Here is a 16,863-nt window from a genome sequence, read left to right on the forward strand (position 1 = left end):
CGCCGCATCGCGTGCGTCACACGCCGAAAGGGAAGGTGTCCTCTTCGTCGTGTTCGGCCGCCGAGCTCGGTAGCGCAGTGACGGCGCGGGTCTGCTCGATCCATACCAGCGCGTCGAACTGCTCGGCCAGCACCGCCTCGAAATAATGGCTCTGGCGTTCGCTATGGGGGCGGTAGATGACCCCGATGGCCCGTTCCAGCAGCGAGGCCGACAAGCCTTCGCGCAAGGCCTGGCGGTCGTCGCCACGCCAATCGGTCAACGAGGCAGGTATACCGGCTTCGAGAAACTGCCGCTCCCAGCTCGCCGGCAGGGAAGGGCGCACCTGCATGGTCTGCATGTCGCCGTCCCAGTCGTCGGCCGCCGCCACTTCGCCACGGTCGGTGCTCATGCCGATCAGGACCGCCTGGCGCCCATGGTGGGCACGACACAAACGCCCGATGTTGAGCTCGCCACGCCTGCCCATGGCCGTGGCCGCCGCATCGCCGATATGCGAGTTGTGGGCCCAGACCACGGCTTTGGCGCCATCACCGCGTCGCGCCAGCACGGCCTGCAAGGTATCGAACATGTGCTGGTCGCGCAGGTTCCAGGACAGTACCGAACCCTTGTACATTGCCCGGTAGTATTGCTCCGCGGCACGCACGACACGCGCATTCTGGGTAGCGTCGAAAAAGGCTTCGTCGTCCTCGGTGCAGTCGTGCAGGCGCTTGTCCAGCAAACTGCGCAGTTGCTTGACCACCGCTTCCTCGCACGGGGCAAGGCCATCGCGCTCGACGAAATGGCCGTACAGCGCCGGCTCGTCCTGCCAGGGCGTCAGGCAGCCATAGCGCCGCCGGGCCTCATGGGCAAGCTCGGGGTCGCTGCGATCGAGAAAGGCCAGCACCTCGCTGATCGAGCTGCGCAGGCTATAGATATCCAGGCCGCGAAATTCCACGCGTCGTTCGAAGGGAAGGGCACGGTTGTAGGCTTCGAGCCAGGTGGTGAAGGCTTCCACATCGGTATTGCGCCACATCCAGGTCGGGAAACGATTGAACGGCTGGCGATCGTCCCGCGCAGGTTCCAGGTACCGCGTGCGCCGGTCGATCCGCGCCGCGTCGGGCCAGTCCGCCTCCACCGCCACGATGTTGAAGCCATGCGCCTGGATCAGGTGCCGGGTGATCGCCGCACGCCTGTCATAGAAGTCGCTGGTGCCATGGCTGGCTTCGCCGATCAGCACCACGGTGGCCTCGCCATAGCGATCGAACAGCGTGCCGAAGGCAGGGGAGTCGCTGGCCGGCAGCGGCTCGGCATGACGCCGCAGGAGCGAGACGATTGCGTCGGTTGGAGCGTTCATCGGTATTCATCCTCTGGTCGGGATCCGGGCGCGCGGCAACGCGTGCCCCATTTCACGGATGACGACGACCAGTTCAGGCATGTTCCGAGGCGCAGACCGGCGAGGCGATGGGTGGAGCAGGCGTGTTATTTATACCACCCCTGTAAAAAGCCATTAACATACTAGTGCAAACTTTGATTTCTGCGCTGTCTGTTCCAAATCAGATGGCGTGTATATGGGAGGTAAAGTTGGATGCCATACAACGCAATAAACTAAGAGCGGTTGATCAGACCAGGGGGTAGGGTATGCAGGCCCCTATCTTCGTGGCTGTACGAAGCCTGGTTGCCGGGCCGATCCCGAGGCCGCTACGTGGCCTGTCGCGCCAGCCACTTAGCACGCCAGACGATAGATCTTCCAATCGCATTCAAAGTACAAACCATCCAACGATTACCCGGACTTCCGTGAATGTTATACTTTCCCGACACAGGAGGTTTTCATGTACGAAGATATAAGACGCTCCTATCACGCCCTTACTTCCAGCGTTCGTGCGTTCAACGAAAGCTGGCCATCGCTGGTCGTCGCCGGCAAGGTCTGGCGCCTGCCGGTGCTGCACGAACAACGTACCCCCGACGTCATCGAAGTCGAGCTGCTCGAGGGCCAGCAGGCCATCGATGCCACGCTCGAGGCCATCGGCACCTTCGAGCGGGACGTCGGCCAGGCGCCGGGGACCGTCATGCGCCTGCCGGGCTACTTCCAGCTGAGCGAATCGGTGCTCTGGCTGGCACAGGAGGTCAACGAGGCGAAACAGCGGTTGATGGCGGCGATCGAGGCAGAGCGGATCGCCCAGGATCTCACGCCTGAAATGCGCCCACGGCTGATGCGCCGGGCGTTGGGGTCGGCTACGTTCAGTACCAAGCAGTTGCAGCGGAGCGTGCATGCCTTCGATGGCGCGCCGCGACGTCTGTCCTTCACCTGGGCCGGGCATACCACCGGGACGCAGCGCATCGCCGTTGGCAAGATACGCGAGCAACTGGCCGCCGCGGCCCAGGCGCGGGCTAAGCAGCAGGGCATCGCCGTGCATGAGACGCCGGAATACCTCGACCTCAGGGCGATCGTCCACTTCGATGACCAGGACGTCCTGGTCAAGCACAAGACCATCGCGCCGCATCCGCGCTGTACCCTCTGGTTCGGACCGAGCGGTCAGCGCTGGGACGCGCAGCCGAAGGCTAACCTGCCGGTGTTCGTGCTGGCCGGTGATACCCCCATGAAGCTGAGCGAGCTCAAGGATTTCGACAAGTCCAGCCGCGGCGAACGTCGGCGCGATGTGAAACCCCGGGAAGAAGTCTGGGCACAGCGGCACATGTATCTGCCGACCGCACCAGCGGATCAGCTGGCAGAGTCTGGGAAGCCGGGCGCCGACACTCAGGTGCTGTCGACCTATCGTCTGGGGGGCGTGGTCTACCAGCAGCCATGACCTGTTGCCCAAAGACCAGGCCCCGTGGGGCCGTGGCCATGTTCAGGCAGGCATCGGCAGGGCCAGGGCCTTCCAGCTGGCCTTGCGCTTGCGCTCGACCAGTCCAGCCAGGGCCGGGCCCCGTGGCACACCGGCGCGTGCGAACTTCACCGGCGCCAGGGTCAGCAGCAGCACCTTCTCGTCCTCGGGAATGTCCTGCCCCTGGCTGTCTGCCTGCCAGGGTTTGTCCACCGCGAGCAAAGCATCGACACCAATGGGCCAGGCCAGGTCGGCATAGTCGGTGTCGTCGCGCAGGATCAGGCTGCCCTCGATCAACGGACCTCGGTCGAAGGCACGCCGGGTCAGGCGCGACAGCAAGCGCGCCGGAAAGCGCCAGGCATCGGCGGCTTCATGCTCCAGGCGCGGCAGCGCCCAGTCGCCAGGCAGGCAGATGAACAGCTCGGTCATCGGCCGCACCTGGAACTGCCCCAAGGTGAACAGCAGCTTGAAGTCGTTCTTGCTGGCCACCAGGCTGACATGCAGGCTTGCGCGACGCTCTTCGCTGACCGGGCTGAAGGCCAGCGGCAAGACCCGTCCGACCGTCTGCTGGACGAAATTGAGAATGGCATTGCCCGCCTCGGGTATCTGGTCATCGCCAATGTCATCGATGTGCCGGGCGCCGGCCGCGCTGAGCAGCTCGGCGATCTGGTCGTGCTTCCAGGCCACGGCGGCATCCAGCGGGCCGGTGTTGCGGGTCCGGTGCAGGCGGTTGACGTCGGCGCCGTGGCGCAGCAGCAGTTCGACCACTTCGCGCTGGCCAGCGATGGTGGCAGCCAGCAATGGCCCGCAGATGCTGTCAGGCTGGCCCTCGACACTGGCGCCGGCCTCGAGCAGGTACTGGCAGGTGCCGACATGACCGCCACTGGCGGCCAGTTCCAGCGCGGTGGCGCGACCATGCCGACGGGCAGGCTGGTCGACTGCCAGGCCGCAGTCGATGAGCAGGGCGCACATGGGTTGCTGACCGTGACGCGCCGCGATGTGCAGCAAGTTTTCGGCGTCGGGATTGCCGAAGCGGGTCAGTTGCAGCAGGTGCGGGTGTGCCGTGGCGAACGCCCGCACGTGTTCCAGCTCGCCGGCCTCGACAGCTGCGTAGAGACGGTCGAGCAAGGCTTGATGATCGGCATAACAGGCTTGCGAGTCGTTCATGAACCGACTGTTCCTTTTGTGAAGTCAAGGCGTAGCTCCGCCAGCACTCGTTCGACCTCCTTGAGGCCGAGGTGCTTCACCTCGTTCAGCCGGGTGAAGACTTCCTTGGCCGCGGCGACGCTGTGAGTGCGCCCGCCATTCTGCGCCCAGGTGAAGTTGCGCGGATCGGTATTGATGTCGATATTCAGGTCTTTCATGATCTTCTGCGCATCGAGGATATAGGCTCGGTTTTCCGGCTTCCAGTTGCGCGGGGCTGCTTCGCGCACCACGTGGTGCCGGTGCGGGTTGAGCATGCCGGCGGGTGCATCGCCCATGTTGTCGCGGTCAGCCTTGCTCATCCGACACACCGCCAAGCCGTGGGGATCGACCCAGGTGGCCGGGTTGGGCGCGTAGCGATAAAGGTTCAGGCCGCCAGCCAGGCCGATCGGGTCGGGCTGGGTGAAGCGACCGATGTCGGGGTCGAAGTAGCGGAACAGGTTGTAGTGCAGGCCGGTCTCGCGGTCCAGGTATTGGCCCTGGAAGCGCAGGTTCTGCTCCTCGACCAGGCCCGCCTCGCGCACTTCGGTCAAGGTGTTGCCCCACACCTGGTAGCGTGCCTGCCAGACCACCGTCCCTTGGGCATCGGTCAGGCGGGCGGGCAGTCCGCTCAGGTCGGGATGATAGTAGCGAACCTGCTGGTAGACATCGCGGCCGTCGACCCTGGCCAGCGGTTCGAAGCTGTCCCCGGCATACAGGTACAGGCTCTGCAGGCCATGACGCCGCTCGCCCAGCAAGCGGTAGCCGTCCCAGCTGAAGCGCGTCTGCCCGAGCAGGCGACCGGCGGCATCGTGCTCGGTCTTCTCGACCCGCCGTCCGAGCGGATCGTAGCGCATGCGTACCACACGTTCGCGACCGGCGCGCAGGCTGCGCACCTCGACCAGGCGCTGCTCGGCGTCATAACGCAGCCGCTGTACCCCGTGACGGGCACTACGCTTCTCGACCAGGCGGCCAAAAGCATCGTAGCGATAGCGCTTGTCCTGATAGGACAGCAGCCGATTGTGCCGTACCCGACCCGAGGCAATGCCGTCGAGCAGGTTCCCCGCCGGGTCGTAGGCGAAGCTTTCCTCCAGGCCGCCTGGCGTCTGGCATGCCAGCACGCGTTGGGTGGCATCGTGCAGCAACCACTGCTGCAGTTGCTCGCCAGGTTGCTGGATCAAGCGCTCCTGCAGACTGTCCTGCAGGTCGTAGGCGTAGCGCTGCTGCAATGCCGCCGGCAAGTGCGCCACGCTCGAGCGCGTACGGCTCAGGCGCGCCCGGAGCCGGCCGGCGCGGTCGTATTCGCTGCGTGTTTCCAGGTTGCCCTGGGTGCGCGACACCTCCCGGTGCAGGCGATCGCGCTCGAAGTCGCAGATCACCAGGCCGTCGAGATTGATCTGGTGCAGGTGGCCGCTGCCATAGTAGAGCTGGTTCAGCCAGCGACCGTCCGGCAGCTGGGTACGGGTGCGGTTGCCCAGTTCGTCGTACTGGTGTCGCGCGTCGCCATCACCGTCCCGTTCGCTGACCAGCCTGCCCAGCGCATCATAGGCGAAGCTCAGCGCCTGGGCGTTGCCGTGCCGGTCGATGAACGAAGCCTCGAGCATCTGGTCCAGCGCGTCGTACCGGTAGTGCGTGTGGCCGTCTTCGGTGATCTTGCTCACCAGGCGCCCAGCCGCATCCCTTTCGAAGCGGTGGATGATCGGCGCCAGGGGCGCCTGGGGCAGCATGACCAGCCCTTGTCCATGCGGCGCTGGCAGCTGTTCGAGTTCGACCAGCCCGTCCAGCGCATCATAGCGATAGCGCCGCGCGCTGCCGTCCAGATCGCGGCGCTCGATCAGCCGGTCGACCGCGTCCCATTCGAAGCGGTAGGCCTCGCCGTTCTCGTTGACCAGCGCGAGCAGTCGACCGTAGGCATCGTGGCGGCGCTCGACGACCCGCCCGAGCGGGTCGACATGGCGCTGCAACTGCCCGTACGCATCATGCTGGTAGTGCTGGGCATGGCCAGCCGGATCGGTATGCCGGACCAGGCGACCGGCAAGGTCGTAGTGGAACTGCTCGCGCCTGCCATCGGCATGCACCAGTTCCAGCAGTCGCCCATGCAGGTCGCGACGATAGCGCACACGTTCGCCAAGCGCGTCGATCGTTTCGCTCAGGTGGCCATTGCGGTCGTAGATGAGCCGGGTCGGGTAGCCGGAGCAGTCGACCACGGCGGTCAGACGGCCGAGGTCGTTCCAGTGCAGGCACCGGCTGTTGCCCTTGGCGTCGATCAGTTCGCTGGCGCGCCCGTGCGCGTCGTAGCGGACTTCGGTGTGCTGGCCCAGCGGGTCGGTACGACGGATGCAGTTGCCACGCCGATCATAGCGGAAGCGCCAGGTGTTGCCGGCCCGGTCGGTACGTTGCCTGGGCAAGGCCCAGTGCTCCAGCCACTGGGTGGACTCGCTGCGCCCCAGTGGATCGAGCGTGCGCGTCAGGTTGCCCGATTCGTCATAGTCGAAGCGCCATTGCCCGCCGGCCGGATCGATGGCACCGAGCAACTGGCGTTCATCGTTCCACTCGAAATGCCAGGTCAGGCCCAGCGCATCGGTGAAGCGCGTGACCTGGTAGCGGGTGTCCCAGCTGCGCGTGCCGACCCGTCCCAGCCCGTCGGTCACCCGCGTCTGGCCAAGCGCCAGGTCATAGTCGAAGCGGTATTCATCGCCCGCGTCGCTCCAGTAGCGAACCACGCGCCAGCCATCGGCGCAGCTGGCCCATTCGTAGTAGCAACCAAGCCCCGACGGCAAACGATGCTCGACCATGCGCCGACCGCCATCGTAGACGAAATGCCGAGTCGGCTGCCCGTCGTCGGCATGCACCGTGGCCAGGTCACCGTTGCCGTCGTGGTCGTAGCTGACCAGCCGCTGCACGGCACCATCGGCGAAGCGTCGGTCGATGTGGCTGACCCGGGCCGGCCAGAGCTCGCTGTAGTGCAGTTGCAATTCCACCAGGTCGAAGGTATCGCGCAGTGCGCGCAGACGCCCCAGGTCGTCGTAATCGAGGTACACGCGGTTGTCGTTGCGATCGCCCAGCTGGGCCAGACGCAGCCGTCCGGGCCGTCCCGGAGCGGGCTGGAACAACCGGTAGCGGCCCTGGCGATCCTCGATCAGCACCTCGCCATTGCGTTCGCGCCTGACACCAAGGCCCTCGCCAGGGCTGTACACGGCATCGCCTGGCGGGATGTCGCCCATGTCGATGCAGCGGGCCTGCTCGTCGACGAACAGCAGGCGCTCGCCACCGTCAGGGTGCGCCTGGATCTGGATGTAGACCTCGTACTCCACGCTCCAGCCTTGACCGAGCAGCCCGTCTTCGCGTTCGCCATGGCTGTTGTAGTAGCGCTGCCAGCGCAATGGGATGAGCGCCGGAACCTCGAAGTCGAGGTCTTGCGGCCCATTGAGGACCTTGGCGCCGGTCGCGGCATGGACCGGGTGTGGCGAGCCGACTATGGCCGCGGTCAGGGCGGCGCTGACCTGGCTGCTTACCAGGTTGGTCACGCCGCCGATCAGCATGCAACCGAACCTGCTGGAGAACTTGCCGCCGCGTCCACGCAGCAGCATCAACGCGGTGATGGCAAGCCCGATGCCGGGCGTCTTGCCGCTGCGAATCTCGCGCACCACGACCGACTCGCCACCGATGCGTACGTTGTCCGATACCAGTCCGGCATCGACGATCACCGCCTCGCAGGTGCTCCGGTCGCCGCTGCGCGAGGCCGGATGGCCATTGATCAGCACCTTGCCTGAACCTTCGGCCAGGTATTGCGGGGGCATGGCCGGATGCTTGCTGCACAGCACCTTGTCGTCATCGGCTGGCTGGGTATTGGCCGCCGGGCTGGCGACGGTGGGCCGCCAGAGCTGGGAGAAGAACCCCTTGGCCATGTCCAGGAAAGTCTCTTCGGCTTGCTCGGGCGGTGCGTCCTGGCTGCCACCGGGCGCGGGCGCCGAAGGCCCCAGCACGACGCCGGCGGCGCGGGCCGCCGGCTTGCCGTTGGTCCGGGTATTGCGCGAGCCGCTGAGAATGGTCGCCTGCACCGAAGGCGGAAACAGCGCGTTGCCAAGCCCCTCGCATAATCGACTGAGCCCGGTGTCGGCGCCGGTCTTGGCCATGGCCACGCCCACGGCCAGGCCGACCACCGCGCCGAGCACGAAGCAGCCCAGCCCGCCGGTGGCCACGGTGATGCCCAGGGCCGCGCCCACCGCCGCGGTGGCCAGGGCACCGATGGCCACGTTGGCCGCGACCTCCAGCACGCCGCCGACGATGTCGGCCATCATCGAGCTGTGCAGCAGCGCGTCACCTTCGCGGGCGGCCCAGAATGCATCGGACATTCGCTTGCCTGTCAGCCGAGGTTGTCGAAGTCGAGCGACTGCTTGATCGTCGCCCAGTGCGCAGCGTCCGCGCTGCCCAACGGCTGCGGCTTGACGTAGCTGAGCGCGAGCATTCGCCGGCTGCCCGGCAGCACCAGGGCCAGTTGGTACTGGTAGACCTTGTCCTGGCCCCGGCTGAACTGGCTGGTCAGTTCGATGGCCTCGACGGCCTGGCCTGCGCCGACGCCGATGGTCTGGGCAGGCTGGAAGCGCAGGTCCTGCACCTGCTGGCGCAGACGTTGCAACTGGCCGTGGAAGTTGCTCTGCAGGGTCTCGCCTTCGGCCAGCAGGCTGCGGCTGACGATCAGCGAGGTGCCCAGCGCGGCGAAGCGCAGGACATTGATGCTGGTGTCCTGCAGCTCGGGGTCGGGCAGGGCGAAGCGAAATTCGTTGACGCGATAGTTCATGGGTGAATGACTCGTTACTTGCCAGGTTCGGAGAAGATCGCCTTGACCGATCCGTCGATGGTCGCCTTCACGCCCTGGGCGTTGGGCCCGGTCTGCGCGCCATCGCCCACGTTCAGGTCGAGCGTGCCGTCGGTATTGATCTGGCCATCGGCGCTGGCGTGGAAGCTGAACTGCACACAGCTGAGGTTGATCTGGCCGCTGGCATTGAGCTCGATCACGCTCTTGCCGCAGACCAGGCGCAGGCTTTCCCCGGCCTCGATCAGGTAGCTGGTGCTGACGCTGTCGGTCTTGCTCGCGCCGACCAGCAGCACATCGTCGCGGCGCACCGCGCGCACGCGGTCCTGGCCGATGATCACGGTTTCCAGCAGGCCGACGGTCTGGGTACGGTTGGCGCCGACGGCCAGGCTCTGGTTCCGTTCCACGACGGTGTCCATGTCACGCTCGGCATGCAGGTACAGCTGCTCGGCGCCTTTCTTGTCTTCCATGCGGATTTCGTTGAAGTTGGCAGGGCTGCCGCCTTTGCTCGAGCGACTTTTCATGCCGCTTTGCGTAGCGTTGCCCGGCAACTCGTAGGGCACGCTCTGTTCGGCGTTGTAGACGCGCCCGGTGATGATCGGCCGGTCCGGATCGCCTTCGAGGAAACTGACGATCACTTCCTGGCCGATGCGCGGGATCTGCATCGTGCCCCAGTTCTTGCCGGCCCAGGCCTGGGACACACGGATCCAGCACGAGCTGTTCTCGTTGGACTGGTCATGCCGGTCCCAGTGGAAATGCACCTTGACCCGGCCATACTGGTCGGTCCAGATTTCCTCGCCGGCGGGACCGACCACTACCGCGGTCTGCGGTCCCTTGACGATGGGTCGCAAGGTGCTGGCGACCGGGCGGTAGCTCTGTTGTGCGTCGATGCAGCTGAGGTTGCTTTCGAACTGGGGCGCGCCGCTGCCAGCACCGCTTTCCAGGCGTTCCTGGCGCACGTAGTAGCGCGCCGCGACGACCAGGTATTCACGGTTCTGGTCCGCCCGGGTGAATCCGCTCAGGCTGAACAGGTGGCCGCTGCCCAGGCCGCGCGCATTGCCACGCAACTCGACGCGCTCGTGCAGGCTCTGCAACGCTTCCAGACGGGTACGCGCGTAGTGCTCGCCATCCTCGGCCTGCTCGTAGGCGCCTGGGTAGTCGAACAGCGGGTAGTCGCCCGCCTGGTGCGCACGTGGCATGACCGAACGCACGTCGATCCGCGCGCTGGGACGCTGGAAGTCGTAGTCGTTGAGCTCCAGCGCACCGGGCTGCACTTCCTGGGACAGGTACCAGTCGTTGATATGGTCACGTTCGCGGTGCTGGCCGTCCGGCGGGTAGTAGGGCACGACTTCGTAGCCGGGCGCCTTGTGATGCGCGGCATAGGCGTCGGCCAGCACCAGCATGTGACGCTCCTGTTCATGGCGGAAGAAATAGTAGATGCCTTCTTCTTCCATCAGGCGACTGACGAAATCGAAGCTGGTCTCGCGGTATTGCACGCAGTACTCGCGTTCGCGGTAGCTGCGGCCTAGGGCATCCTCGAAATCGGTGAAGCCCAAGTCGCGAAAGACCTGCTTGATGATCTGCGGCGCGCTCAGGTGCTGGAAGATCCGGCAGTCGCTGGTCCGGGTCAGCAGCCACAGCCAGGGACGCAAGGTCACCTGGTAGCTGGCGAACTGGCCCTGGTCGACCGACTGGCTGCAACGCGCGACGATGCCGTGGAAGTAGCGCCAGGTGCCCATCCCCAGCTGCAGCGCCACGCTCAGCGGCTTGCCGAGCAGCTGGTTGAGATCGATGGCCGGATCGGCGCTGGTCAGCTGCAGCTGATAGTCGAACAGCCGGCCCAGTTCGTCGCTGCCGCCCAGCTCGGCCAGGATCAGCACGTCCGCTCCGAGCGGGCTGTCGATCCGCGCCAGGCGCGTGGATTGCTTGAACAGCATGTCAGGCCTCGTCAGTCGGGCGTGCCGAAGTCATAGTGCAGGTCGTTGTCACGGCGGCTGATGCGCACGCTCGCCAGCGGCTTGCCTTCGAGCAGGCGCGTGAGGAACTCGCGACTCATGTCCGGCAGCAGGCCATTGGTGAGGATGGCATCGATCATGCGTCCGCCGCTCTCGGTCTCGGTGCAGCGCGAGACGATCAGCTCGACGACCGCCTCGTCATAAGCCAGGCCCACCTTGTGGGTGCTCTCGACACGCGCGCGAATGCGCTCGAGCTGCAAACGAGTGATGGCCTTGAGCATCGCGTCGCTGAGCGGGTAGTAGGGGATGGTCACCAGACGCCCGAGCAGCGCCGGTGGGAAGATCTCCAGCAGCGGCTTGCGCAGCGCGCTGGCGACCGACTCGGGCTCGGGCAGGCCCTGCGGATCCTTGCAGATATCGGCGATCAGCGCGGTGCCGGCATTGGTGGTGAGCAGGATCAGGGTATTGCGAAAATCGATCTGTCGGCCTTCGCCATCCTCCATGACGCCTTTGTCGAACACCTGGAAGAACAGTTCATGCACGTCCGGGTGGGCTTTCTCCACCTCGTCCAGCAGCACCACGCTGTAGGGTCGCCGGCGCACTGCCTCGGTCAGCACACCGCCCTCGCCATAACCCACGTAGCCAGGCGGCGCACCCTTGAGGGTAGAGACCGTGTGGGCCTCCTGGAACTCGCTCATGTTGATGGTGATCAGGTTCTGTTCGCCCCCATAGAGGACCTCGGCCAGTGCCAGCGCGGTTTCGGTCTTGCCTACGCCGGAAGTGCCGGCGAGCATGAACACGCCGATCGGCTTGTTCGGATTGTCCAGGCCGGCTCGGGAGGTCTGGATGCGCTTGGCGATCATGCGCAGGGCATGATCCTGGCCGATGATGCGCTTGGCCAGGTGAGTGTCGAGGCTCAGCACCGTCTCGATCTCGTTGCGCGCCATGCGGCCCACCGGGATGCCGGTCCAGTCGGCGACCACCGACGCCACCGCCTGATAGTCCACCGTCGGCAGGATCAAGGGATCTTCGCCTTGCAAGCTGGCCAGGCGCCGTTGCAACTCGATGAGCTTGGCCCGTGGTGGGTGGGCGTCCTCGCCGGCCGGTCGATCGACCGCGCCGAGCTGCTCGCGCAACTGCGCCCGAGTCGCCAGCAGTTGGTCGACCAGAGCCTTTTCCTCTGCCCAGCGAGTCTCCAGGCTGGCCAGGCGTGCGCGCTCCTCGGCCAGCAGCGCTTCGGCGCGAGCCTGGCGCTGCTCGGTAGCCACGCCGATGGCGGTCTCGCGCGCGATGATCTGCAACTCGACCTCCAGCGCCTCGATACGCCGACGACTGTCGTCCACTTCGGCTGGCACCGCGTGCAGGCTGATGGCCACGCGGGCGCAGGCGGTGTCGAGCAGGCTCACCGACTTGTCTGGCAGCTGGCGTGCCGGAATGTAGCGGTGCGACAGCCGTACCGCCGCTTCGAGCGCTTCGTCGAGGATCTGCACCTGGTGGTGCTGCTCCATGGTCGAGGCGACCCCGCGCATCATCAGCAGGGCCTTGGTCTCGTCCGGCTCGGCGACCTGCACCACCTGGAAGCGTCGGGTCAGCGCCGGATCCTTCTCGATGTGCTTTTTGTACTCGGCCCAGGTGGTCGCCGCCACGGTACGCAGGCTGCCACGCGCCAGGGCTGGCTTGAGCAGATTGGCGGCATCGCCGGTGCCGGCCGCGCCACCGGCGCCGACCAGGGTATGGGCCTCGTCGATGAACAGAATGATCGGCCTGGACGAGGCCTGGACATCTTCGATGACCTGGCGCAGGCGTTGCTCGAACTCGCCTTTCATGCTGGCCCCGGCCTGCAGCAGGCCGACATCCAGGCTGCGCAGCTCGACATCCCTGAGCGCCGGCGGCACGTCGCCGGCGACGATGCGCAAGGCGAAGCCTTCGACCACGGCGGTCTTGCCGACCCCGGCTTCGCCGGTGAGGATCGGGTTGTTCTGCCGGCGTCGCATGAGGATGTCTACCAGCTGGCGGATTTCCTCGTCGCGACCGACGATGGGGTCGAGCTGGCCGCTGCGTGCCTGTTCGGTCAGGTCCACGGTGAACCGCTTGAGCGCCTCCTGCTTGCCCAGCGCCGCGGGCGCCACCGCGCCACTGGCTTGGCCAGGCTCGGCCGCGGCGAAACCATCGCTGGCGAGCAAGCCGTTTTCCGGCGAGTCGCCCACGTAGCGCTCGAACTGCTCGCTCAAGGCATCGACCTTGAGCTTGGCGAATTCGCCGGAAAGCCCCAGCAAGGCGTTGCGCAGGCTTGGCGTCTTGAGCATGCCGATCAGCAGGAAGCCCGTACGGACCTGGTGCTGGCCGAACATCAGGCTACCGTAGACCCAGCCGCGCTCCACGGCGTCCTCGACCTGCGAAGACAGGTCGGTGATGGAGGACGAGCCGCGTGGCAGTCGATCCAACGCATCGGTCAGGTCGCGCGCCAGGCGCGCCGGCTCGATTTCGAACTGGCGCACCACACGGTGCAGGTCGCTGTCAGGCAATTGCAGCAGCTGGTGCAGCCAGTGCGCCAGCTCGACATAGGGATTGCCGCGCAGCTTGCAGAACACGGTGGCGGCTTCGATGGCCTTGTAGGCCAGGCTGTTGAGTTTGCCGAACAGCGCGGCGCGGCTGATTTCACTCATGTTCAGGGTTCCTTGGGGTAGAGGCGGACGGCTCGGCGTAGTAGCGGGCGAGCTTGAGATCCTTGGCATCGTGCGCAGGACGGCCGAGCCAGGTATCGAAACCCAGGCGCCGACCGGCATCGAGCCGCAGGGCCGGAACCTGGTCATTGGCCAGGATCAGGTTGAGCTCCCAGTCCAGTTCGTGGCCCTGGCATTCGGCGACCCAGGCGGCCAGCTCGGCGAACGCCGCGTTGCCGGGCAACAGGGCGTGATACTGGTCGAGGCTGAGTGGGCCCAGGCACAGGCGGAACTTGTGCTGGCGATCCCACACATGCCGGCCCAGGCACAGGTCGACACCCAGGCGGTTGGCGCGTACGCCGAGCTGGCTGCGCTCAGGCAGCTCGAGCCATTGGCCGACATACTCCTCCAGGGCCACGGGCACGCCGAAATAATCCGCGAGGATGCTGCATAGCCCGTCCGGATAGCGGGTCTGAGCGGCCAGGTGGCCGGAAAAGTGCAGTTTCGCCGTGTCCGCCAGTGGCCCCTGGCCCTGCAGCTCGGGCTGGCCACGGCCGCTGAGCGCGGCCAGGCGTGCCGCCCAGTAGTCATCGCCGGGGCGGTCGTGGCTGGCGGTTGGCCGGGCCTCGGCCCAGGCGCGGTAGAACAGGCTCAGCAGGCGATGATGGAAAATGTCGAGAAAACGCTTGCCGGCATGGTCGGCGTTGTTGCGCTGACGTTCACGCAGGTGTTCGGTCAGGTGCAGCGGCAGCGGGCCGTTGGGGCCGCCCAGGCCGAAGAAGAACTGCTCCAGGCGCGCCGGGCCGCTGTCACTGGCCGTCACCGAGGCCAGGGCCGCCGGAGCGAAGCCACAATCCAGGCGCTGGCCCAGGCGCACCGGCTCGTCGGCCAGGCGCAAGGCATGGCCGAAGCGTGGCAGGTGCGGGTGTTCGGCCTCCAGGCGACGCAGCGCCTGGAAGAAGTCGTACGCCCAAGGCTCGGCCTGCATGGCCTCGAGTGTGTTCACAGGGTCGGTCGGCGTCCGGGCTTGGCTTTCCATCGCATGATCTCGCCGCGCTCGGTGGTGCGCAGCACGGTTTCGGTGAAGCTGTTGATGGACACGTAACGGGTCAGGAAACGTTCGAACACCGCGCCGAGCAGAAACACCCCGGTGCCGCGAAAAGCGTTCTCGTCGAACTCCAGGGTGATTTCCAGGCCGCGACCGAAGACGATCGGTCCCGGCATCGGCAGACGCCGCGTGCAGGGCCTGCTCGACACCTGGCGCAGGCCGTCGATCTGCAAGTGCAGAGCGCTGTCGTGGCTGTCGCCATACAGGCGCAGCAGTTCGCGCAAGGCGGCGGCGCCCTGGCCCTGTTCGGTCAGCGACAGGTAGTTCAACGACAATTGGCTGATCAGGCGCCAGGCCCGCTGGTCATGGGCATGGCTGGGGCGCGGCCGGCTAGGGCCGGCCAGGCAGCGCACGGCCGATACCGGGGCACTGTCGGCCAGGCTGAAGTCGCTGCGTGCGTCGCCCACGGTCATGAACAACGGCAAGTCGCGGTTGCTGCACAGGGCACTGATGCCCAGCTGGCGCAGCTCGTGACGGTAGGGTGCCTGTTGGCCGTCCACCAGGCTGACGAAGGTTTCGCTCCCCATGTAGCTCGAGCGGGTACCGTTGCGTCGCTGCTCGCTGGACAGTACCCGTGGCTCGCGCCGCACGATGTAGTAGGCCTGGTCACGGCCATAGCGCGAAGGGTCGCGTACGGCATAGAACGGCAGGAAGGCCTGCTCGACCCCAGTCCCATGTCCACGGACCTCCTGCAGCGAGTGGATCTCGAAGTCGCAAGGTCGCGTGCGGTCGGCGATCACGTGATGTTCGTTGACCTTGTCGGTCAGATGGATGCGGTCGACCCGGCGCGGGAACAGGTTGATCGCCGGAGTGCAGAAAGGCACGAACTGAGCGGCCCCGACGCTGCTTTCAAGGCTCGGGTCATGACGCTCGAAGAGCACGATCACTTCCAGTTCACAGCCATCGCAACGCCGGACGGCCGGACCTAGCCCGGCGAAGTCGACGAACAGGAAGCGCTGTGGCAAGGCGAAGTATTCCTGCAGCAGCCGGTAGCCCTGGAACGCCTGGGGCACCACTGGCAGCGCGGCTTCGCGGTCATCGAAACCGAGCGGGCGCAAGGCCTGTTCGACCGGGATGCGCTCTACCCAGGCGCTGCCCGGCTGACGGACAAACACCGCGCAGGCACTGCCCAGCAGCTGTTCATAGAGGCGGAAGGGGGTTTCGCCAGTACCGTTGAGGTACAGCGGCAAGTGTTCCAGCGCCAGGCTGTCGAAGGGCATCTCGGCACCGCTGCGCAAGCTCAGCCGCAAGGCCGCCCGGGCTCGCGGCTCGCTGGCGGCCAGGCGACCGAGCACCGCGCCTGGGTTGCCGAAGTACTCTGCGCGCGCCACCTGCAGCGGCCACAGGGTGACCTCCTGGCTGCTGCGGAATTCGCACGGGGTCTGCGAGTCGCGGCCCAGGTTGGCCCGCAGCACGCTGTTGCGCGGCAGGCGGAAGCCGCCGCTGAGCGAACCCTCGTCCGGATCGGCCTGCAATTGCACCACGGTCATCGACGGGGTGGGCGCCAGGTAGTGGGGGTAGGCGATTTCCAGCAGGTTGTGGGTGAAGGTCGGGTATTGCGCGTCGAGCTTGAGCTGTACCCGTGCGGTGAGATAGGCGAAGCCCTCGAGCAGACGCTCCACGTACGGGTCGGCGCATTCGATGCCGGACAAGCTCAGGCGCCCGGCGATCTTCGGGAACTGCTGGGCGAATTCCGCGGCGCTTTCACGGATGTGCCGCAGTTCCTGGTTGTACAGCTCGAGCAGGCGTGGGTTCATGGGCGTCTCCGGCGCTCGGCCGGGGTCACGCGTACATGTCCCGACTCCAGGTCCAGGTCGGTCTGCAGCAGCAGGGGCAGCGCGGCTGGCTGGGCCCAGAGGTCGCCTTCGATCTCGAAGCTCAGCGCATTGGCGTTCATCTCGCCAGGCGCGGCCTGGGCCCTGACCCGCAAGGTATGGGCGAGAATGCGGGGTTCATAGGTGACGATGGCCTGGTGGATGATCCGTGCCAGGGCCGTCGGATCGATGTTCGAGGCGCTGTTGCCGGCCAGTGCCGGCAGGCCGTAGTTGAGCACCGAAGTGCCGGCCGGCATCCGCGCCGTCGCCTCGGCATCGAGCAGCGAGGTGGTGTTGAGCAGCCAGGTCAGGTCGCGCAGGACCGAGGCCTTGAGCTGCTGCAATGACAGCACGCGCTTGTCCGCAGACTCTCGCAGGTTGCCAGGCTCGTCATCGATCAGACGGTCCAGCAGCGACGGTTGCAGGCGGTCGCGGTTGGCGATGTCGGCTACCATGCGGGGTAGGTCCTTTGGGGTGGTGGTTGGTCTTGGGGCCGCTGTGCGGTCCATCGCGGCCGGTCCGGC

General features: G+C 66.2%; 10 protein-coding genes. 1 reads left to right on the forward strand and 9 read right to left on the reverse strand.

What is annotated here, in order from left to right:
• Positions 1–16: 16 nt before the first annotated feature.
• Positions 17–1,330, reverse strand: a complete 1,314-nt coding sequence (locus tag ACY8GK_RS05375) for an erythromycin esterase family protein (protein ID WP_462402520.1) — start codon at positions 1,328–1,330, stop codon at positions 17–19.
• 475 nt (positions 1,331–1,805) lie between these two features.
• On the opposite strand from ACY8GK_RS05375, the gene ACY8GK_RS05380 reads away from it, so the two are divergent.
• Positions 1,806–2,783, forward strand: coding sequence for a DNA replication terminus site-binding protein (locus tag ACY8GK_RS05380; RefSeq protein WP_196174726.1), 978 nt, complete (start codon positions 1,806–1,808; stop codon positions 2,781–2,783).
• A gap of 42 nt (positions 2,784–2,825) precedes the next feature.
• On the opposite strand, the gene ACY8GK_RS05385 is transcribed toward ACY8GK_RS05380, so the two are convergent.
• The 8 genes from ACY8GK_RS05385 to tssE are packed head-to-tail and all read right to left on the reverse strand — an operon-like array spanning position 2,826 to position 16,794.
• Positions 2,826–3,968 carry an ankyrin repeat domain-containing protein gene (locus tag ACY8GK_RS05385; RefSeq protein WP_462402521.1) on the reverse strand — a complete coding sequence of 381 codons (1,143 nt, stop codon included), beginning with the start codon at positions 3,966–3,968 and terminating at the stop codon, positions 2,826–2,828.
• The gene (locus ACY8GK_RS05390; RefSeq protein ID WP_462402522.1) at positions 3,965–8,338 is read right to left on the reverse strand and encodes an RHS repeat-associated core domain-containing protein; all 4,374 of its coding nucleotides are present in this window, start codon (positions 8,336–8,338) and stop codon (positions 3,965–3,967) included. Before ACY8GK_RS05390 ends, ACY8GK_RS05385 begins: the two co-directional genes overlap by 4 nt.
• An 11-nt stretch (positions 8,339–8,349) precedes the next feature.
• Entirely contained in the window at positions 8,350–8,784 is a 435-nt protein-coding gene (locus ACY8GK_RS05395; RefSeq protein ID WP_462402523.1) for a DcrB-related protein, read from the reverse strand.
• 14 nt (positions 8,785–8,798) lie between these two features.
• Positions 8,799–10,736 (reverse strand): type VI secretion system Vgr family protein, encoded by a 1,938-nt coding sequence (locus ACY8GK_RS05400; protein WP_462402524.1) that lies wholly within the window; start codon positions 10,734–10,736, stop codon positions 8,799–8,801.
• Between the two features lie 11 nt (positions 10,737–10,747).
• Positions 10,748–13,420, reverse strand: coding sequence for a type VI secretion system ATPase TssH (gene tssH / locus ACY8GK_RS05405; protein WP_462402525.1), 2,673 nt, complete (start codon positions 13,418–13,420; stop codon positions 10,748–10,750).
• Entirely contained in the window at positions 13,413–14,456 is a 1,044-nt protein-coding gene (gene tssG / locus ACY8GK_RS05410) for a type VI secretion system baseplate subunit TssG (protein WP_462402526.1), read from the reverse strand. Before tssG ends, tssH begins: the two co-directional genes overlap by 8 nt.
• Positions 14,420–16,282, reverse strand: coding sequence for a type VI secretion system baseplate subunit TssF (gene tssF, locus ACY8GK_RS05415; RefSeq protein ID WP_196174719.1), 1,863 nt, complete (start codon positions 16,280–16,282; stop codon positions 14,420–14,422). Before tssF ends, tssG begins: the two co-directional genes overlap by 37 nt.
• Entirely contained in the window at positions 16,279–16,794 is a 516-nt protein-coding gene (gene tssE / locus ACY8GK_RS05420; RefSeq protein ID WP_196174718.1) for a type VI secretion system baseplate subunit TssE, read from the reverse strand. Before tssE ends, tssF begins: the two co-directional genes overlap by 4 nt.
• Positions 16,795–16,863: the final 69 nt, after the last annotated feature.

It is taken from the genome of Pseudomonas sp. Marseille-QA0332 (assembly GCF_054950175.1).